At 61.1% G+C, this 19,309-nt stretch carries 19 protein-coding genes, 1 tRNA gene and 3 pseudogenes; 9 read left to right on the forward strand and 14 right to left on the reverse strand.

All coding sequences use genetic code 11. The features are described from left to right. Positions 1-377: 377 nt before the first annotated feature. The 5 genes and pseudogenes from ASG40_RS21620 to ASG40_RS07255 all read left to right on the forward strand — a co-directional run. The coding region (locus ASG40_RS21620; protein ID WP_443136593.1) for a calcium-binding protein at positions 378-913 on the forward strand (536 nt) is incomplete at its 3' end. 83 nt (positions 914-996) lie between these two features. Beyond that, a pseudogene (locus ASG40_RS21625) lies at positions 997-1,283 on the forward strand (calcium-binding protein); the annotation flags it as partial. A 59-nt stretch (positions 1,284-1,342) separates the two neighbouring features. After that, positions 1,343-1,650: pseudogene (locus ASG40_RS21845) on the forward strand (calcium-binding protein); the annotation flags it as partial. 46 nt (positions 1,651-1,696) lie between these two features. Next, complete coding sequence (locus ASG40_RS22510) at positions 1,697-2,284, forward strand: calcium-binding protein (RefSeq protein ID WP_443136594.1); 588 nt, start codon at positions 1,697-1,699, stop codon at positions 2,282-2,284. Positions 2,285-2,752: 468 nt separating this feature from the next. After that, a tRNA-Gly gene (locus ASG40_RS07255) sits at positions 2,753-2,827 on the forward strand. 87 nt (positions 2,828-2,914) lie between these two features. Here ASG40_RS07255 and ASG40_RS07260 read toward each other — a convergent pair. The 6 genes from ASG40_RS07260 to ASG40_RS07285 all read right to left on the reverse strand — a co-directional run bounded on the left by ASG40_RS07260 (position 2,915) and on the right by ASG40_RS07285 (position 6,339). Continuing rightward, on the reverse strand, positions 2,915-4,138 hold the full coding sequence (locus tag ASG40_RS07260; protein ID WP_055883029.1) for an integrase: 1,224 nt from the start codon (positions 4,136-4,138) through the stop codon (positions 2,915-2,917). Continuing rightward, a complete protein-coding gene (locus ASG40_RS07265) occupies positions 4,128-4,379 on the reverse strand; it encodes a hypothetical protein (protein ID WP_055883031.1) in 252 nt (83 codons plus the stop codon). Before ASG40_RS07265 ends, ASG40_RS07260 begins: the two co-directional genes overlap by 11 nt. A 4-nt stretch (positions 4,380-4,383) precedes the next feature. Then, positions 4,384-4,950, reverse strand: a complete 567-nt coding sequence (locus tag ASG40_RS07270) for a MerR family transcriptional regulator (RefSeq protein WP_156387613.1) — start codon at positions 4,948-4,950, stop codon at positions 4,384-4,386. 386 nt (positions 4,951-5,336) lie between these two features. Next, the gene (locus ASG40_RS07275; protein WP_055883037.1) at positions 5,337-5,564 is read right to left on the reverse strand and encodes a hypothetical protein; all 228 of its coding nucleotides are present in this window, start codon (positions 5,562-5,564) and stop codon (positions 5,337-5,339) included. Beyond that, entirely contained in the window at positions 5,564-5,932 is a 369-nt protein-coding gene (locus ASG40_RS07280) for a hypothetical protein (RefSeq protein ID WP_055883039.1), read from the reverse strand. Before ASG40_RS07280 ends, ASG40_RS07275 begins: the two co-directional genes overlap by 1 nt. Beyond that, a complete protein-coding gene (locus tag ASG40_RS07285; RefSeq protein WP_156387614.1) occupies positions 5,929-6,339 on the reverse strand; it encodes a hypothetical protein in 411 nt (136 codons plus the stop codon). Before ASG40_RS07285 ends, ASG40_RS07280 begins: the two co-directional genes overlap by 4 nt. A gap of 288 nt (positions 6,340-6,627) precedes the next feature. Between ASG40_RS07285 and ASG40_RS22335 the strand changes: the two genes are divergently transcribed. Next, entirely contained in the window at positions 6,628-6,942 is a 315-nt protein-coding gene (locus tag ASG40_RS22335) for an SH3 domain-containing protein (protein WP_082523950.1), read from the forward strand. Between the two features lie 1,193 nt (positions 6,943-8,135). Here the strand turns inward: ASG40_RS22335 and ASG40_RS22340 are convergent. The 3 genes from ASG40_RS22340 to ASG40_RS07295 form a co-directional block, all read right to left on the reverse strand. Beyond that, positions 8,136-8,393, reverse strand: coding sequence for a recombinase family protein (locus ASG40_RS22340; RefSeq protein ID WP_156387615.1), 258 nt, complete (start codon positions 8,391-8,393; stop codon positions 8,136-8,138). A gap of 189 nt (positions 8,394-8,582) precedes the next feature. Further along, a complete protein-coding gene (locus ASG40_RS07290; RefSeq protein WP_055883042.1) occupies positions 8,583-8,963 on the reverse strand; it encodes a hypothetical protein in 381 nt (126 codons plus the stop codon). A gap of 97 nt (positions 8,964-9,060) precedes the next feature. Continuing rightward, a complete protein-coding gene (locus tag ASG40_RS07295; RefSeq protein ID WP_244480553.1) occupies positions 9,061-9,285 on the reverse strand; it encodes a hypothetical protein in 225 nt (74 codons plus the stop codon). A gap of 25 nt (positions 9,286-9,310) precedes the next feature. On the opposite strand from ASG40_RS07295, the gene ASG40_RS21100 reads away from it, so the two are divergent. Then, positions 9,311-9,367 (forward strand): hypothetical protein, encoded by a 57-nt coding sequence (locus ASG40_RS21100; protein ID WP_244480561.1) that lies wholly within the window; start codon positions 9,311-9,313, stop codon positions 9,365-9,367. A 42-nt stretch (positions 9,368-9,409) separates the two neighbouring features. Here the strand turns inward: ASG40_RS21100 and ASG40_RS20375 are convergent, their stop codons facing one another. After that, positions 9,410-12,772, reverse strand: coding sequence for a M10 family metallopeptidase C-terminal domain-containing protein (locus tag ASG40_RS20375; protein WP_082523953.1), 3,363 nt, complete (start codon positions 12,770-12,772; stop codon positions 9,410-9,412). A gap of 254 nt (positions 12,773-13,026) precedes the next feature. Here ASG40_RS20375 and ASG40_RS07305 point away from each other — a divergent pair, with 254 nt between their 5' ends. Beyond that, the gene (locus ASG40_RS07305; protein ID WP_055883047.1) at positions 13,027-14,193 is read left to right on the forward strand and encodes an FkbM family methyltransferase; all 1,167 of its coding nucleotides are present in this window, start codon (positions 13,027-13,029) and stop codon (positions 14,191-14,193) included. Positions 14,194-14,311: 118 nt separating this feature from the next. On the opposite strand, the gene ASG40_RS21105 is transcribed toward ASG40_RS07305, so the two are convergent. Beyond that, positions 14,312-15,823: a calcium-binding protein gene (locus ASG40_RS21105; protein WP_162243300.1), complete on the reverse strand. Its 1,512-nt coding sequence runs from the start codon at positions 15,821-15,823 to the stop codon at positions 14,312-14,314. A gap of 434 nt (positions 15,824-16,257) precedes the next feature. Here ASG40_RS21105 and ASG40_RS22090 point away from each other — a divergent pair. Then, a pseudogene (locus ASG40_RS22090) lies at positions 16,258-16,815 on the forward strand (metallophosphoesterase). A 73-nt stretch (positions 16,816-16,888) separates the two neighbouring features. Here the strand turns inward: ASG40_RS22090 and ASG40_RS07310 are convergent. From ASG40_RS07310 to ASG40_RS07320, 3 genes are all read right to left on the reverse strand, one after another. After that, positions 16,889-17,218: a hypothetical protein gene (locus tag ASG40_RS07310; protein ID WP_055883048.1), complete on the reverse strand. Its 330-nt coding sequence runs from the start codon at positions 17,216-17,218 to the stop codon at positions 16,889-16,891. 245 nt (positions 17,219-17,463) lie between these two features. Further along, entirely contained in the window at positions 17,464-18,042 is a 579-nt protein-coding gene (locus tag ASG40_RS20385; RefSeq protein WP_082523955.1) for a hypothetical protein, read from the reverse strand. Positions 18,043-18,268: 226 nt separating this feature from the next. Then, positions 18,269-19,306 (reverse strand): hypothetical protein, encoded by a 1,038-nt coding sequence (locus ASG40_RS07320; RefSeq protein ID WP_055883050.1) that lies wholly within the window; start codon positions 19,304-19,306, stop codon positions 18,269-18,271. Positions 19,307-19,309 lie beyond the last annotated feature (3 nt).

The following is a 19,309-nucleotide window of genomic DNA, read 5'->3' on the forward strand; positions in this document are numbered from 1 at the left end:
TGACCGTTGGGATCACGGCGACGGACGGGGGTGGCGCGACGTTCACGAAGGACTTCACGATCGTGGTCAACGACGTGGACGAGGCGGCGACCGGGGCGGCGACGCAGACGGTGGCGGTGGAGCAGGGGGCGGTCGATGCGCCCCTGGCGATCCAGCCGCTGGTCGACCCCGACGGGACGGCGCTCGCCTACACGGTCACGGCGCTCCCCACCTCCGGGACGGTCCGCCTGAACGGYCAGCCGCTCGCCCTGGCCAGCGTCCTCACCGGCGCCCARCTYGCCGCCCTGGTCTWCACGGTGCCCGACGACGGCGCCGCGGGAACCCTCGGCTTCACCTTCAACGACGGCGCCGAGCGCGTCCTCACGATCAACCTCGATGTGCAGGCCGGGGTCTCGGCGACCTACGACGGCACGGCCGGGGTCGACCGGCTCGACGGYGCGGCGGGCGACGACCGGGTCAACGGCCTGGCCGGCGACGACGTRCTGCTGGGCGGYTCGGGCAACGACACCCTCGACGGCGGGCTCGGCGCGGACGCGATGCGCGGCGGCACCGGCAACGACACCTACGTCGTCGACGAKGCCGGCGACCGGGTGGTCGAACTCGACGGCCAGGGCAACGACCTCGTGCTGTCCGCGATCTCGTTCAACCTCGGCGGACAGAACGCCGAGAACCTCACCCTCACCGGCACCGGCGCCACGACCGGCATCGGCAACTCGCTCGCCAACGTCCTCACCGGCAACGGTGGCGCCAACGTCCTCAACGGGCTCGGCGGGGCCGACACCATGATCGGCGGGGCGGGCTCGGACATCTACTACGTCGACGACGCCGGCGACCGCGCCACCGAGGCCACCGGGGCCGCGGGCACGGATCTCGTCTACGCCGCGGTGTCGTACTCGCTCGCCGGCTCGGACCTNGGACATCTACTACGTCGACGACGCCGGCGACCGCGCCACCGAGGCCACCGGGGCCGCGGGCACGGATCTCGTCTACGCCGCGGTGTCGTACTCGCTCGCCGGCTCGGACCTSGAGAACCTYACCCTGACCGGCGGGGGCAACCTCAGCGGGACCGGCAACTCGCTCGCCAACGTCCTCACCGGTAACAGTGGCGCCAACGTCCTCAACGGGCTCGTCGGGGCCGACACCATGTCCGGCGGCGCGGGGGCCGACACCTACTACGTCGACAAYATCGGCGACCGCGCCATCGAGGCCACCGGGGCGGGCACCGATCTCGTCTACGCCGCGGTGTCGTACTCGCTCGCCGGATCGGACCTCGAGAACCTGATNCATCGGCGACCGCGCCATCGAGGCCACCGGGGCGGGCACCGATCTCGTCTACGCCGCGGTGTCGTACTCGCTCGCCGGATCGGACCTCGAGAACCTGATCCTGACCGGCACCGGCAACCTCAACGGGACCGGCAACTCGCTSGCCAACGTCCTCACCGGCAACGGCGGCGCCAACGTCCTCAACGGCGGTCTCGGGGCCGACACCATGTCCGGCGGGGCSGGGTCCGACACCTACTACGTCGACAACGTCGGCGACCGCGCCCTGGAGGCCAACGGCGCCGCGGGCACCGATCTCGTCTACGCCTCGGTGTCGTACTCGCTCGCCGGAGCGGAACTGGAGGCCCTGGTCCTCACCGGCGCCGGCAANCTGGAGGCCAACGGCGCCGCGGGCACCGATCTCGTCTACGCCTCGGTGTCGTACTCGCTCGCCGGAGCGGAACTGGAGGCCCTGGTCCTCACCGGCGCCGGCAACCTCACCGGGACCGGCAACTCCATCGGCAATACGCTCACCGGCAACGGCGGCGCCAACGTCCTCGACGGCCAGGGCGGCAACGACCTCCTGACCGGCGGCGCCGGGGCGGACACCTTCGTGTTCCGGACCATCGCCAACACGCTCACCGGCAACGGCGGCGCCAACGTCCTCGACGGCCAGGGCGGCAACGACCTCCTGACCGGCGGCGCCGGGGCGGACACCTTCGTGTTCCGGACGGCGCTGGGCCCGAGCAACCTCGACCGGATCACCGACTTCTCGGTGGTGGACGAYACSGTGCARCTYGCGCGCAGCGTCTTCACGGCGCTGGGAGCCGGTCCCCTGGCCGAGGCGGCGTTCAAGGACCTCTCCACCGGAGCGGCCGATGCCGGCGACCGCATCCTCTACGACAAGGCGACGGGSGCCCTGTCCTACGACGCCGACGGCAGCGGCCTGGCCTCGGCCGCGGTGCAGTTCGCCACCATCGACACCAAGGCCGCCCTCACGCACCTCGACTTTTTCATCGTGTGACGGCCGGGCTCACCCGACCTTCCGCGCGCTCGCCCGAGCGCAAGGAGCGGATCGGGTGCGACCGCATCGCGACCGGCACCNTCCTACGACGCCGACGGCAGCGGCCTGGCCTCGGCCGCGGTGCAGTTCGCCACCATCGACACCAAGGCCGCCCTCACGCACCTCGACTTTTTCATCGTGTGACGGCCGGGCTCACCCGACCTTCCGCGCGCTCGCCCGAGCGCAAGGAGCGGATCGGGTGCGACCGCATCGCGACCGGCACCGCCAGCCCGGGCATCCGGACGCTCCCAAGCGTCCGGATGCCCGTCTCGGCCGTCACCGCCTCACGAAACCAGACCGGTGACGGTTCGGCCTGGGAAACGGTGTCGAAGCCCGCTTCGGCACCGACGGACCCTGCTGCTTATGCCGATAGGGAGCCCGCAAGGGCGTTGACACGAGACGCCTAAACCGTTCATGAGGCATCGTGCTGCGGGCGTAGTTCAGTGGTAGAACGTCAGCTTCCCAAGCTGAATGTCGTCGGTTCGATCCCGATCGCCCGCTCCATATAACCTACTGGAACGTCAGCCTTTTTAACGCCCTACCGCTGATCTCGCGTTCCCCATGTTCCCCGTCGCGTTCCCTAAGGCCTGTTCAGGCCCCGTTCTTCACGGCTCGGTGCGCGATCCGAAGATTCGCGACAGCCCGTGATTTCCCGACCGCGCCGCGCGAATAGCGCTGCGTCGTCGATGTTTGCGCATGTGCCGCAGCTGACCGGATGTGGTCGAGGTCCGCGCCTGCATCCTCAGCTTCCGTGATGGCTCCAGCCCGCGCGTCCATGTTCCAGACATGGTCCGGGACGCCGGCGGCTTTGGCGACGAGGCGCCATTCCCGACCATAGGCAGACTCAGCGAATGGCCGGCCGGCGGTCTCGTCGAGGATGAGCGGCCCAATCCTGCGATCAGCCGGCACTCGGTCGAGCAGCGCAACCACCAAAGGGCACAGCTTGAGATCGTGGGCAGCGAACGCGCCGGTCTTCGTCGTGGCCTTGCGCACCACGAGGTCGGCGGCAATGTCAGCCCACGTCAAACCGTTTACCCAGCGCCGGCCATTCAGCACGATCCCTGTTGCAGTCTCACCCTCGGGGATGGGCTCCCACTCGCCGATCACATCCTTCTGACGCATCGCGGTCTCGAACTGGATTGCGGTGCCTAGGGCGAGCGACAGGTGGCCGGTCTCCAGAGCCTGAGTGATGAACGCCTCTACGTGGGCCAGTTCCATCGCGACGCGGCGACGGCCCGGCTGGGCAAATCTGGCATGCTCCAGAATTTCGTAAAGCCGCTTACACTCCGGCAGCTCGGCCATGATCCCGAAGGCCAGGAGTTCGCGCAGCTTCTTGATGATGCCGTAGGCGCGACGGACCCGCTCCGGACCGCCCGGCACCTTCGGTTTCTTGGCAGCGCCGTACCAACGATAAAAGTCGTCGATCTTCAACGCCGCCAGGGAACGTGTGCCGAAGGCCTTCTCGATCAGCACAAGGGTGTAGGTGTCTTTGTTGCGGGTCGAGTGCTTCAGCCGCTTGAACGGGCTCGCGTCATCGGTCTGGTAGCGTCGGGAAAGGCCGAGGATCGTGCCATCGAATCGGTTTGCGGCGCGGGCCCGGCCCGACGACCATTCCAGCATCTCGGCCTGCAATTTCATGCATGTGGCACTGATCAGGTCGCGGTGCTGCGGATCATCGAGACTATAGGGCAGCCGCACCGTTTCGGGCCGGTAGCCGGCCTTCACGAGGTCGGCGCGAGCGACCCAGTAGGCGACCTCAGGGCCGCTCTTTCGTTTCCGGCGCTTGAGGCCGGGGGCATTCATGTCAGAGGGCATTTAGGTTCTCCTGGCCGTCAAGGGCGGACGCCTCGACGTGGGAGAGACCGTAGCGCCGCTTGAGCCAAGCCTCGACAGCGAGCCAGCAGCGACCGCCCATCAAAGGGTCGATGCGCGGCAGGCCGTCACGCTCCAGTACGATGGCCTTGGCTGTCCACTCGGCCGGGTTCTGGCTGAGCCGGCGCGCTACTTCGGCTTCGCTCGGAAACAGACCCTGATCCTGATGGAGGCGACGCGGCATTGCTTCAGCCTCGCTGCCCGTTCCAGCGAAGAGCCCGCAGGTCGGCGATGTGCGTCTCAAAGGCTGCGATGCCTTCGGTGACGTTGCCAGGGTAGGGCGGCTTGTCTGACGCGCCTTCCCTCTCGATCTGGGCGCGCACACGGGGCCAAAGTTCGTCGAAGAGGGGCCAGCAGCGGATCTGGATACTCACCAGCGCGTCGGCGCTGTCGAACTGCACGTACTCTCCATCGTCGTTTCGGGAGAAGAACAGCGTGCCTGGGTAGTTAAAGAGCGGCACCTGATCGGGTCCATAACCATCGGTCAGCATGGCGTGGTAGGGGCCCCGGCTTCGGCGTAGGGCCTTCGCTGCCTCCTCGGCCGACAATCCGCCGTTCTTCATCGCCGCCTTCACGGCTGAGAGTTTGAGCAGGTCGGCCAGCTTGAAGTCGACGTGGTAACCCTTCCCCTTTGGACGAGCCGGGAAGAGGTCGTACCGCGTGAGGTAGTTGCCAATCTGGCCGCTCGTCATGCCGACGAGGACGGCCGCATCACTGCGGGCAAACGCCCAGTTCTCGATCTGCCTTGCTTCCACGACCCGCCCCACCAAAACGTCATAACGATGCTATGATGTTCTACGGTCCTTGTAAAGCATCGATTTGATTTTCTGTTCGGGTGACACCAAAACCGCAGGCTCGAAGTTGCCCATGCGTAAGCCGTGTCTGGCCCAGACGAGGTGACCCGATGACGCCACGGACAGCCGCGACCATTGCCGGAGCCGGGTGCGCCCTGATTGGGCCAGCGGTGGCCCATGCCTTCTCAGACGACCCGACGGATCAGATTGTCTTGTCTCTGATCATCGCCGGATCGGTGGTGCTGACGACGCTGGTCCTCGGACTCAGAGAATGAGGCCCAGCCGGGCCTGGCTGACTGTCCAGTGGGTGGACGGATTCGACCGCTCGAGCGGCCGGGCCCGGATCGCTAACGGTGGGCCCTGGCGAGTCCCATGGCATGATCCCACCGCGCCTGGAGCCTCTCGGCCAGGGCGTCCACGGCGCCGGCAATCACTGACAGCGCTTCGGGATCGACGGACGAGCCGCTGGCCCCCATCGCGTAGAGAACTTGAGACCACCGCCTCACGTTCGCGACGTCGTCCTCTATGTCGATGAGGGCAGACCAGACGGTTTCGGTCGTGGATTGCTGCGCCATCACCGCACCCTCCAATCGCATTCGACCGTGCTGAGCACGAGCGCGGCGCGGGTCGAGGCGGGCGGCTCTGTCCGGCCGTGAAAGCGAACGCCGCCGTTGGCCATCGGGATCATGTCGAACTGGTCAAAGCCGGCGATCTCGCTGGCGAAGGGCTTTGACAGTCGATAGCCGAGGTCGGAGTTGCCGTGCCGCTCCCATTGAAGCCACCGGCGCTCGTACTCCAGCCACGCATCGTAGCTGTCGAGGAGGTCGTCGGTGATGGGGGCGGCGACCGCACTCGGCGCACCAATGAGAGCCACGCTGCCGCCGACCAGCGGGAGGGTGGCGAGGCCGGAGAGAAAGCCCCGGCGGGATGCGGGGCGGCTCATCGGGCACTCACGGGGCGATAGTTGTAGCCGCTGAACTGAGCGGCATAGGAAACGGCGCCGGCATCGTCGGCCCCGCTGTCCTCCTCCGGGTCGAGCGGCTCGTCGTTGATGTCGCCGCCGTGCTCGTTCTCGTCCTCGATGTCCTCGTCGCCGTCCAGCGCGTCGAGGATCGCGAGGTCATGCTCGACCCGATCGGCGATGCGCTTGCGAAGGTTCTGGAGGGCCGTTCGGCCGGCAGCCAGATCAGCCAGCCACTCCGGCGGTAAGGGCGGTTCCTCGCGACGCATGGCGCGGATCGCGGCGGTGACGGGGCCAGGCTGCCGACCGGACCCCGTGGGTAATAAGGGCGTCAGGGCGCCGGCCAGGGGTAATAAGAGCGTGCGTGTGCTATGGGCGTGGTTAGCCATGAACAGCATCCTCCAGATGCGGTTGGTGGTCAGGGCCGAGACGGAAGTTGCTGCTTCCTCTCGGCCTGCTTGTGTGATTAGATGTAGTTGGATTAATTGTCAACTACATTTAATGGATGTCATGGGCCGCCCGCCTGCTACCGCTCCGAAATCCTTGCCAGTCTCCTTCCGGTTGCCGCCGGATGTGAAGGCGGCTGCAGAGAAGGCAGCAAAGGATGACACGCGGTCGGTATCGAGCTTCGTCGAAAAGCTTCTCACAGAGCACTTGAAGGCAAAGGGTTACCTGAAGTGAAGCTCCTCCTCGTCGTCTGCTTTCTCGCCGTTGGCACATCTGTCTGCGCTTATGCGCAAGGCACGCTGCGTGTCATCGACACTGCTCCAAATGACGTTCTGAACGTTCGAGAATTTCCGAGCACGGATTCAAAAATCGTGGGTTTGATACCTCCTGACGGCCGTGGGATCGCATCCACCGGCGAGCGCAACGGCAATTGGGTGTTCGTGCGTTATCGGAAGGTTGAAGGCTGGGTCTCACGCCGGTTTGTATACCCAGAGGCACCTCCTGTCAGGCGCGGGCGTAGTCTGGACCCCGACGAAGGCGAGTAGGTGGCTAGATCACTAGATCAAATGTGCTGTCTCCCTTGACGCCTGGATCGCAGACCAGCCCGAGCCGAAGCCCTCACGTCCGGTGGCTATACGTGAAGCTCTCACCGAGTACCTGAAGGCCAAGGGTTATCTGAAGTGAGCGAAAGCCAGACGCTTCAAGCCGATATGTCGTACAAGAGCGAGCGGCTGGTAAATACTGCCCGCATGGCGATTAACACATGAGATCCGCATGAAGCTGTCGCACCGCCTCTCAAGTCTTATATACCGCCCCAAGTCGCACACGCTTCAAACGCCACTTCCTGGTTTTGATGAGGTATATTATCGGTACTGGTATCGCGACACGCAGACTTATGCAGCAGGCCCACTAGCGCATTACCTAATACTCGGCTGGTTGGAGGGGAGAGACCCAAGTGCTGGGTTCAGTACAATGGGCTATCTTGCTGCGAACCCTGATGTGAAGCAGACAGGACTTAATCCGCTGATCCATTTTCTAGAGCATGGTTTGGCAGAGGGTAGGCTCGGCTGGCAGAAAGATCCTAGCGCTCCGGCACCAGTTCCAACGCATATCAAGCGACCACAGAAGCTTTTGGCCCCTCCCGCGACTACAAAGAGGGATTGATCAATTGCCTTAACCGAGCCAGCCGCGGCCCGCTGGTTGGTCGCAGGCCAAGGCAAATCAGACTCTGTCCGACGACCAAGTTACGCCTTCAACGAACCCTTAGCACTCAACGACTGCCACAGAGCGCCAATCAGCACCTGCAGCCCCAGGCTCACTCCCCAGGGCCCTACGCTTGCACCGCGTCAGTGGCATAAATTTGTGGGGATGATGAAAGCCTACCAAGCGGAGGATCGCCAATCACCCAGGACAAGAGCGGCAGTCAGGATCGTGCCGAAACCCGCGCTGCCAAAGCGGCCGAGAAAGCCGACACCGCCGGGCAGGTTTGGGAAGAGGTAAGGGTGCGAGAGACAGCCCGTGACGATCAGATCGTTCGCCTGAAGGCCGAGCGGTTGGCGCGAGATGCCGACGACGCTGCAGCGAAGGATGCAGCCAAGCCAGCCAAGGCGGCCAAGTCGAAGCCACAGGCGTCATCTTAATCGAGCAGAACGATGAGGGGCACGGACCAAATGCCACCGATCGCCATTGGAGCTGGCGTAGAGTTCTCTTTCGTTGGGCATCGCGACCGTGATTGCGATCAGAGAATCCGGGACACTTGAGTAGCTGTCCATTGACCGCCACGTAGTGCTGGAATGCCACGTTTGTTCAGCTCATTTGCGATACCCACCAGCGAGGTGTTGCCCCGTAGCTTCATTGCTTTGATAAGGTTCAACACTCCTGCCCGACGGTCATTTATGTCACTGCTCTGCTGAGCCCGATTTTGGGTCGAGGTGTGTTCTTGGTTTGACCCTGTGTCTTTCTCGATCTCTCTCTGAACGTTCGAACGATGGCTCATCACGTCTCCGCCGCAAGGTCCAATGAGCCCATGCTATCGGATTGGTTCACCGATCCAAGTCAAAAATTGTAGTGAGGGAAGAGATGGCGCCCCCCCCCTCCTACGAGGACTCAGAGGCTTTTCGTCTTCATCTGACAGCATTTCGGGACCGTCGCTTTCTAAACAGAGCGTCCACAGAAGCGCGGGGCCTCAATCATTCGCCCAGCGCGCCCTGAGCGTCACGTCCTTTTTCAGGTCATCGTAGAGCGCCTGGACCTCACGAATGGCAAGATGACCATGGCTCCAGTTGGTCTCCAGGGTGTTGGTTCCCGTGAAGGCGCTGTGCGAGGTGCCGCCGAAGCCGTTGAAGGCCACAAGGTTACCGTCCGAAGCCATGTAGTCCACGCGATATGAGGGGGCGAACCCCTTTGTTCCCTTGCCACTGACGCCGATCCGCACGCAGGCGTCGCCATGATGCTTCTGGCAGAAACGCATGTTGCCGAGGAGGCGGCGTAGATACTCCTCCGGTTCGGCCAGATCCCTGAAAACGTCGGCGAGGGTCGCGTTGGAAGGAAGATGCTTTCGGATCATGATGCCTCGGACAGGAACGACGGGCACTCGCTTCGACGCCAGCTTCGCCTCAGGGTTCGAGAGAATGCCCAGACCGAAGCGACATGCGGACGCTGCATCAAGTAGAGCGGGCCTTCGCCGCCTCTTCAGCCGCCACCGCCTCGACGGCTGCGATCGCGTTCTCAAGTTCCGAGATCCGTCGAAGGGTGCTGTCGGCAGGAAGGCTATCGGGTAGCGCCGCTTCCATGATGAGGTCGCGTTGGCGCGCCTTGAGGCGTTCGAGCAGGCTTACGAGGTTAGGCATGGTGGCGCTGTAACGAACGGCGCCGATCTCGACAACCACACCCCCGGTGTCGACGAAATTCGAGATGCGCAGCCCACGTTACACGACGCAAGTGGCCGAACTGCCGACGACTCGGGCTTAGCCGTCGGATTTCATCGCAACATCCTGACGATCCTGGCCTACCTCACACCACGAAGAAATCGAGATGAGTAAGCGCGGCCTTGGTGTCGATGGTGGCGAATTGCACCGCCGCCGAGACCAGGCCGCTGCCGTCGGCGTCGTAGGACAAGGCCCCCGTCGCCTTGTCGTAGAGGATGCGGTCGCCGGCATCGGCCGATCCGGTGGAGAGGTCCTTGAACGCCGCCTCGGCCAGGGGACCTGCTCCCAGCGCCGTGAAGACGCTGCGCGCGAGTTGCACCGTGTCGTCGACCACCGAAAAGTCCGCGATCCGGTCGAGGTTGGCCGGGCCCAGCGCCGTCCTGAACATGAAGGTGTCGGCCCCGGTTCCCCCGGTCAGGATGTCGTTGCCGCCCTGGCCGTCGAGGACGTTGGCGCCGCCGTTGCCGGTGAGGGTATTGGCGATGGAGTTACCGGTGCCGGCGAGGTTGCCGGCGCCGGTGAGGACCAGGGCCTCCAGTTCCGCTCCGGCCAGCGAGAACGACATTGAGGAGATGACCAAATCGATGCCGACGGCCCCGGTGGCCTCGATGACGCGGTCACCGACGTTGTCGACGTAGTAGGTATCCGAGCCGGCGCCACCGGACATCGTGTCGGCGCCAAGGCTACCGTTCAGAATGTTGGCGCCGCTGTTGCCGGTGAGGATGTTGGCAATTGAGTTACCGGTCGCGTTGAGGTTTGCAGTTCCGGTCAGCTGCAGATTCTCCAGCTCTGAGCCGGCTAGAGAGTACGATACGGACGAATTCACGAGATCGGTGCCGACTGCTCCATTGACCTCGATGGCGCGGTCGCCAACATTGTCAATGAAGTAAGTGTCGGATCCCAATCCACCGATCATTGTGTCGGCGCTGCCATATCCGTTTAAAACGTTGGCGCCATTGTTTCCAGTGAGGATGTTGGCTAGACTATTTCCGGACCCATTCAGATCAGCGGTTCCCGTGAGAAAGAGGTTCTCTAGCTCCGAAGCCGCAAGTGAGTATGAAATCGAAGCATAAACTAGGTCGATACCAGCAGCTCCATTGGCCTCGATGGCGATGTCGCCAGAATTGTCCACGTAATAGGTGTCCGAGCCGGCCCCACCAATCATTGTGTCCGAGCCGGCGCCACCGATCATTGTGTCAGATCCAAGGCCACCGGTAATGGTATCGGCGCCGCCCAGACCGTTGAGGACATTGTCGCCATCGTTGCCGGTAAGCCTATTAGCGATCGAGTTACCGGTGCCGTTGATTCTGAGGCTTCCTGTCAGGATCAGGTTCTCCAGCTCCGAGCCGCCCAAAGAGTACGACACCGAGGCGATGACTAGATCGATGCCAGCGGCGCCGTTGGCCTCGACCGCTCGGTCACCGACATCGTCGACGGTGTAGCTATCCGATCCCGATCCGCCAATCATCGTGTCGGCGCCGCCCAAGCCGTTAAGGATGTTGGCACCGCTGTTGCCAGTGAGCGTGTTCGGGAGCGTGTTGCCGGTTACGTCGAGATTGCCAGCCCCGAGCAGCCGCAAATTCTCGATGTTGTCCACCAAAGCGAAGCTAATCGTACTTAGTGCAATGTCAGTTCCTTCATTCTCATACTCGTAAATATCCTCACCGGACTCGCTGATTATGAACGTGTCATCGCCGGCTCCGCCAAGGAATATATCTTTTCCAGCGCTGCCATCGAGAGTGTCGTTACCGGCCCCGCCGTCCAGCAGATTGGCCAAGCCGCTGCCGAGGATGCGATTATCTAGGCCGTTTCCGCGGGCTTCATAGCCCTGACCGACGATCTCCATGTTCTCGATATCGTCGTCGGCCTCGATTGTGAAAAAGGACGCACTCGTGACAACGAGATCTATGCCATCACCCAACACGAACTGATCGCCCGCAATGTACCAATCATGTATATTATCTTGTATGTCATCGACGTAGTATGTGTCGTTGCCGAGCCCGCCCGATATCTCGTCGATGCCAGTGCCTCCGTACAAGAGGTCGTTCCCATTGTATCCGTCGAGCTTATCGCTCCCGTCTGCACCATTTAGTATATTGGCGAGCTCGTTACCGGCAATGACGTTGCTCGAACCATTTCCGGTTCCCGTATTTGCCGTGCCGGTCAAGTATAGAACTTCAACGTTGTTGGGAAGGATATACGATGACGTCGTGAAGACGACGTCACGACCCTCGTTTTGATTCTCGACGATGAGATCGCCAGCTTCTTCCGGCCCGAATTCGACGTAATAGGTGTCGTCGTCTGTGCCGCCTTGCAGGGTGTCGCTGCCGGCGCCGCCTTGCAAGACGTCTGCACCCCCGTTGCCGTAGATCGTATCGCCGCCGTCACCCCCTGAGAGAAAATTCGAGACATTGTTGCCGATGATGGTGTCGCTGCTGTAGCCGCCATAGGCGTTCTCGATAATCGTTCCAATGTATATGGAAACGTTTTTCGTCAGTCCGAGTACGCTTGAAAACGAACCATCGTGCAAATCAATCACGTCCGAATAAAACGACTGCGATAGATCGATAGAATCGATTCCGCCGCTATCGTAAATGCACAGGACTGGTCTCGCGTTCACAGAAAAGTCGTAGATGGGCTTTTCCCCACTTGCGGCGTCAAAACTCGAATTGTAGCCGTAGGTATCGTCAGCCGTGCGGACAGTCTGCGCTCCATATAAACGCTGCATGGCTGCGATATCGTGCATGAGCGGGGTTTGTGGACGAGAACTGCCAAAATAGGCGCCTGTTTCACTTTCACTAAAATAGCTCATTATAGTATATTGGCGACTATCTTCAATGTACGACGCTGAATTAGTATAGGTTATTAATTGGCCTGGAGCAGCATTATATTCGCCCGGATGCGAAAGACCAATCGCATGACCTAATTCGTGCAAAATGGTAAGATACCCATACTTGCCAATGTCAAAATAGGTATCGTATGAAGCTTCGGCCGAATTGATCCAGACGTCGCCTTGCTTCCCGTTCGGGCTTGTATCCTTACTCTGCGGACGGTATGCAAAGCCGGCCGAACCATCGTCCGGATTAGAATATAGACCAAACAATATCGCCGCATTGCTAGTGTAGGGCGTCGGTTTCACTTGGACGCCGGGTGGGTAAACGTCGAATCCTTCGCTGAAGGATATGTTGGCAACGTCTCCCCACAGCTGCATAATCATTGTTGTCGTCGTTCTTAAAACTTGGTCGAACGGAGAGAACGTCGATTGAATGCCCTTTGGCTTGATAGTGTTGTCAGCGGCCTTGTAGTACTCCTCGTAAGACGGCTGTGAGCCGCGAAACCCGTACGTGACCGTCGCGCCCTGTCCGAGAGACGGCGACCAAAATTCATTCGTACGGGAGATCTGCCCCCCCCCTTCTGTGGCGGATTTTGAAACCGATGGACCGGGCATGACGTCGTCTTGTGCAAGGTGTGGACGTTTCCGACGTATTCGGTTTTATGTTTTACGTCAAATTGATAGGCAAAGATCGCAATCCAAGATAATAATGTCGTGACTTTAAAATTTTAGAATCCGCTTTTATGGCCGACAGGCCATACCTCTGGTGGGATTACTTATGAGGGGCGAATCAGTGAATGACGGGTTTTGGAAGGAATCCAAATCCAGCTATAAGTAGGTTCCATCCTGTAACGCCAGAAATGACCCGTATGAACGAGACCTCCACCCTGGGAGCGCCGATCGTCTCCACCCGCATCGGGGACATGGTCCTGCCCGATATCGAAACCGACATCATCGGGCGGCATGTGGATCGTTACGGCGAGTGGGCCTGGAATGAGGTCCTGTTCGTCGCCGACCAGATCGGCGCGGGAGGCCGCGTGCTGGATGCGGGCGCCTTTGTGGGCACGTTCGGCCTGGGGTTGGCTTCGCTGAAGCCGGTGGAGTTCCTCTGCTTCATCGAGGCGAACGGTCAGGTGTCGCCGCGGCTGCGGACCAACGTGGAGACGCTGAGGCAGGCCGACGATGCGATCGTGGAAGCCATCCTGACGGACGGATCGCAAGAGGCGGCTCCAACGGGATTGTCGGAAAGCGGCAACCTGGGCTCGACCTCCTACGCACAGGGTGCGACCGGCGACGTGGTGGCCTCGGAGGCCCTGCGCACCGTCACCCTGGCGCAGATCCGCGCTCTATACGGGCCGTTCGATCTTATCAAGCTCGACGTGGAAGGCCTGGAGGCGGACGTTCTGCGGGCCGACGAAGACTTTGTCCGATCCGGACAGTCGGCGATATGGCTCGAATGCAACGAAAGCATCGCCTCCCTCCAGTTGGCAGACATGCTTCTGTCCTGGAATCTGCCTGTCCACTATTTTGCGTTCCCGGCCTTCAATCCTGACAACTTCAGGGGTGCGGCCGAGGCGATCTTTCCTATGGCCTACGAAAGCGGTCTTCTCGTGTCACCGCGCAACCCGCCGGTTCTATCGCCTGCGTTGGTGCGCGCCGAATGCATCCTGAAGCCCGTGACGTCTGTAGAGGACCTCAAGCGGGCGATGTGGCTGACCCCGCGCTGGTGCCTGCCATCATGGGAACGGGCGCCGCGCCCAGAACTCGTTGCGCTCGCCGCCCACGAGATCTGCTGCGACGTGTACGACCGCTACCTGGAAGCCGGCTGGACACGGGGGGAGTTTCTTCTCACCCGAACGGAACGGGCTGAGCATGCTTTCATCGAGGCCGATGCCGAACTCCTGCGGCACAAGAACGAGATCGTCGCTCTGCGGGATGACCTCGCACAAGCCCGCGCCGAATTGGCGCTTCTACGGCTAGAGATGGAGGCCGCACCGGTAGTAGCCACCCCAGCGGTACCGCCAAATGCATTATAAAGCGCAGATTAAATAAAGCCTTTTATTAACGGTATTTGTAGTTACTGATTAGATACAAAGATGCCCGCACAGTGATGCTGTGCGGGCTTTTATATTATACGCCTAAAATAGCGCTATATTAAAACACTAAAAAATCACTTGCGGTCAGCTGAGACAGCTGAACACCGTTCAGGATGACCAGATTTCCATTTCCGCAGTTTACATAGGCAGTCCTTGAGCCTGGATCTTCGATTGTTGCAGCAAAGGCAGCTTCTGCAGAATTGAATATCGAAGTCGAGAAGGTTAATTTGTCCTCGCCATGTGTGAAGCCATTGACGTAATCAATGCCATCGCCTTGCCTGAAGCCGTACACATCACTCCCTGCTCCACCGATGAAGATATCCGTTCCACCACGCCCAACCATCGTATCGTTGCCGTCTCCACCAACGAGGAGGTTATCTCCGCCATCGCCCACCAAGAAATCAGCGAACGAGCTTCCAAATAGCCATTCTACACTCGAATAGTTATCTCCGGCAGCTTCACCAGTATTTGAAAACGAAGCTTCTAGGCTTGCGGTAACGCCAGATGCACTTAAAGCATAATCAGCAACGTCGATGCCGGCGCCTCCAACGATGTTATCTGCACCTATTCCACCGCGAAGAACATCGTTGCCTCCGCCACCAACTACGGTGTCGTTTCCACCATTTCCAGCTATAATATCGGCGCCATCGAGACCATCAAGGTAGTTGTTGCCTGAGTCGCCAGAAATTGCATCTCCAAACTGGGTTGCAATTACGCCTTCAATGCTGAAGAACGCATCTCCAGCCGCGTCGCCGGTATTCGTGTTGTTGGCAACTAAATCGACTACAATGCCACTCGTCGCATTGGCGTAAACGGCAAGATCGAAGCCATCATCTCCGCCTAAATAGTCTGCTCCAGCGCCGCCGTATAGGGCATCATCCCCTTCGCCGGCAGATAAGAAATCGTTTCCACCATTACCACCCAAGGCATCGGCGCCTTTACCGCCATATAAACTGTTGGCTGCCGCATCTCCACTCAAGACGTCGTTGAAGTCCGAGCCGATCAATCCATCAACGCTAACATAACTATCACCGAGAGCCTCGCCTGTATTGGTATTACTATTTAAAAAATCCGCAATCACACCTGAGGTGGCGAAGGAATATGAAATAAAATCAAAGCCATCGCCTCCGTCCAGATAGTCTCCACCTGATCCGCCAGACAAAAAGTCAGTGCCAGCGCCACCAAACAAGAAATCATTTCCTCCAGACCCAAATAAGGAGTCTGAGTTATCAAATCCAAAGATACTATTGTTTCCGTTGTCACCCGTTAATGTATCATTATAGAAAGTACCGACAACATTTTCGACTGAATTGTATGTGTCTCCTGCAGCATCCCCCAGATTTTGGGACGCATCAGCTAAATTCACTACGACCCCACTTGCCGCGCTATCGTATGTCGCGGTGTCAAAACCTACTCCACCATTCAGACTATCGGCCCCTAATCCTCCCCTTAGAGTATCGTTGCCTCCATTACCTAGCAATGTGTCGTTTCCTCCAAATCCATCAAGATAATCGTCTTCAACTCCGCCAGTTAAAATGTTCGGATTATTGTTCCCAGGAATGTATGCCACTGTTGTTTCTCCCGCCGATTTTGCACCACGAGTCATATTGGACCGGATATGCGTTTGTCTAGCGGTGCATGAGTGCTCTTCTCATGGTGCGTTGCAACGGCAGCCCGCTATACAAATTAGAGCGATGACGCTGTGATCAGGCATCCCGTGCTTGGCCCAGTAGGCGTCAAGCACAATCATGGCCTAATCGACGGTCTTGATAAGGGCTATGCTACCAATTTGGCTCGATGGTGAATCGTAGGCACACATCCTCGGGATCATTGTTATGGGTCGCTATGCACTTCGATCCGCTACCATGCCTCTGGATCCTCGGAACTGTCTTGCAAAGCAAGCGACAGAGCGCCGACCCGCTGCTCCCGAAGTCTTTCCCATTTCCATCTGCGACGACACTGCCGTCTTTTGCTCACAGTGAGCGCATCTCACCCATAGGCCGCATGACAACCTTCTTCACGGCCGACACGCACTTTGGCGATGCGCCGCTCGTGCACTGGCGCTAAAATGCTTTCGGCTCCGTCGAGGGACATGATGAGGCGCTGATCGATCTCTGGAACGTGGTTGTCGGAACGTCCGACGAGGTTTGGCACCTCGGCAATTTCGCTGCCGGCGCCAGCCGTGAGCATTGTGCCGCCGTGTTTACCCGCCTCAACGGCATCAAGCGCCGCGTGCGTGGCAACCACGATACGAACCGCGTGCTCGACCTTCCGTGGGCCGATCCGCCCGTCGAGAACGCTCGCATCACTGTCCGGGATGCCGAGGGCCGGCCATGGCGGCTCTTCCTCTCACACTATCCGCACCGGTCCTGGCCGGGGTTCTGGCGAGAAACCCGCCACCTCTATGGCCACACGCATGCCTGCCTGCCGGACACCAGCCGGTCGTGTGATGTCGGCGCTGACGCATGGGGCTACCAGCCGGTCGACGTCAGGAGACTCCTTGCACGCCTAGAGGCGGCCGAGAATGCACCGGAGGAAATGGCGGTACGGGGCCTGCGGTGAAGGTGACTGCGAGTCCTCGATACAACCGTCAGTGAGCCGCGATCGCGTCGTCATCGTGCGGCAGGATCTCCCGTCAAAACTGCGGTAGCCCTACCAGAGACGGTGTAGCCTCCACGGCAGGAGCCACCGCCTCCGCAACTTCGATATCCTGCAGTCCAGCCCAGAGCTTCCAATCGCTCCAGGCGATCGCCAAAGCGGCCGATGCCTCCTTTAGGGATCCGACAGTCGCGCCCCGGCGGAAAGGCGTTGCTCCGATGTCGAGTTGCATGCCCCACATCCACTGTTCGTCAGAAGCAGGGCCGGCAGAGATGCAGTCGATCCGGCCGACGATCAGCGATCCGCTCGTTGCGAAGTAGGTCTCGCGCGGGTGGTCCTGCGGGTGAGTGAAGATAAGTTTGGCCATGGCGATCCCGACGGGTGCGGTGCTAAACGCCGCGCTGAATCAACCGATTTGCTATCCAAATCTAGTGTGTTCGAGGTCCATATGGCAGTTTGATGTTGGGTTTGAGCACCCTTCGAGAGTCACTGCAATCACGGCCACCCGACCCTGGCTCAGCCCCTTATCGGTCAAGCCCTGAGAAGGGGTCGAGCGTCTCTGCCTCCATTTCCGCACCGACAGCGTGTCGGTTAATAGGCCCATTCGCCGAACTACCGTCGAAGGGGTCCCGCCTCAGGCTCGCCCATCTCGGCGAGGTGCTGACGGACGTAAGTGGTGAGGATGGTGGTGAGGGCTCGGGCGTCCACGTTGAGCTCGTCGGCCATCGTGATGGCGATCCGACCCGGCCAAGACTGCCAAGCGTCGCGGTTCTCGCGGGCGGTGTCGAAGAACAGCTTTTCGGCCAGTACGCGTTCGACGAGCTTGCCGGCCTGTTCAGCCTGATCGAGTTCGCGCTGACGCGCCTTCAGGATCAACTCGGCGGTACGCACCTTGCCGAAGTCGACTCCCTTGCCGTCGTCCTGCATGCCTTCTTCGGACAGGATGCGGGCAATCAGGGTGATGGCTTCGCGGGCATCCTTCTCGGTTTTTACCTGCGCACTTTGGTGCGCACCATCATGCGCACCCTGAGTGCGCACTTTACCAAAGGTGCGCACCCTGCTGCGTGACGGGTCTGTCTTGCCGGCCCAGGACGCCCGCGCCGAAACCGGATCAATCCGGCCGTCTGGCAAAACATTGATGCGGTTGTTCTTTATGGCGCTGCGGACGGCGCTCTCCGTCACGCCAAGCATCTTTGCGAACTGGCGACGGGATACCGGGCCGGGGCTGGACGTGCGCACCTAGAATTCAGCCTCTCGCGCTAGAAACACTGGGGGCCCCGACCACCCGTATACGATCTGAGGGCGTAGGGTCCCTGCCGGTCGGTATAGGGGTGGCACCCGCGGCCATGGCCTGAGCCACGCGCCTGCCGCGGGTGCCTACGCCGGGCGAAGGAGAGGAACTCCCGGCGATCTCAGATCAGGCGGCCTGACGCTGATCGGTGAGCCAGGCGCTACGCTGGCGTTCGGTCTCGGCTCGCCGCCAGGCCGCTAGATCGAACTCGATGTCGACGCAGTCCTCCCAGCCGAAACGCCCGCGGACGGCAGCGTGGGAGCCTGCATCCTGGTGAGCGGCCTGCCACTCACGGGACTGATGGTCCGAAGCGACGCTTAACTCGATCGCACGCTCGGCAACCGGGCGCGGGAGGTTCGTGCTCGGCGAGGTGACCATCGTCGGAACGCGGTCGGCGCCGATGTACTGGAAGGGGGAGATCACGAAGACCTGCACCTCGTCGCCGGCCGGGGTGAAGTCGGGCAGAGCATCGTAGTGGATCGGAAGCTCCTGGCCGATCTCCTGCTTGCGGATCTGATCGGCGACCTCGCGGAGGCGCTGGCCGAAGGCGCTGGCCGTCGCAGCCGGGTCCGTCCCCTCGACCGGCTGGCGCATGCCGTAAATCGACCAGGGATTCACCTCGGCGTGGATCTCCAGCCCGGGCATGGCATGGATGAGGCCCTGCAGGACGAGGGCGTTGGCGACGTTGACCGGGCTCGCTGTGCCATATGCGGGGTCGAACTGGCCGGCCGCCGCACCGCTGATGGTGATGGCGAGCATGCTGTGCGCCTTGGCGACGGCGGCGAGGGATTTGGCTAGGTTGGCGGCCGCGGCCTCGATCTCGCTGGCGTTCTGCTCCAGGCCGCCGGCAACACGCTCCCGCTCGGCATCCACCCGGGCCACCTCGATCCGGGCTTCCGTCTCGCTGATGCGGCGCTCGATCTCCGTGAGGGCGTCGGTGATGCCGTAGGCCGTACCCTCGATCTCGCGGCAGGCACGCTCGGCCTCGGCGATGGCGGCGGCGTCACCGTCTTCGATCAGCAGCCGACGACGGGTGGCGACGGCCTGATCGACCTCGACGGCGAGGGCGGACTGACGTGCCTGCAGATTGGTACGGGTGGTGATGAGGCCGGTGAGTTCGGTCTCCGAGTTGGTGCTCGTCGGAATGGGTTTGGCTTTAGCCATAGT

The sequence above is a fragment of the Methylobacterium sp. Leaf399 genome (genome assembly GCF_001424525.1).
Taxonomy (GTDB): domain Bacteria; phylum Pseudomonadota; class Alphaproteobacteria; order Rhizobiales; family Beijerinckiaceae; genus Methylobacterium.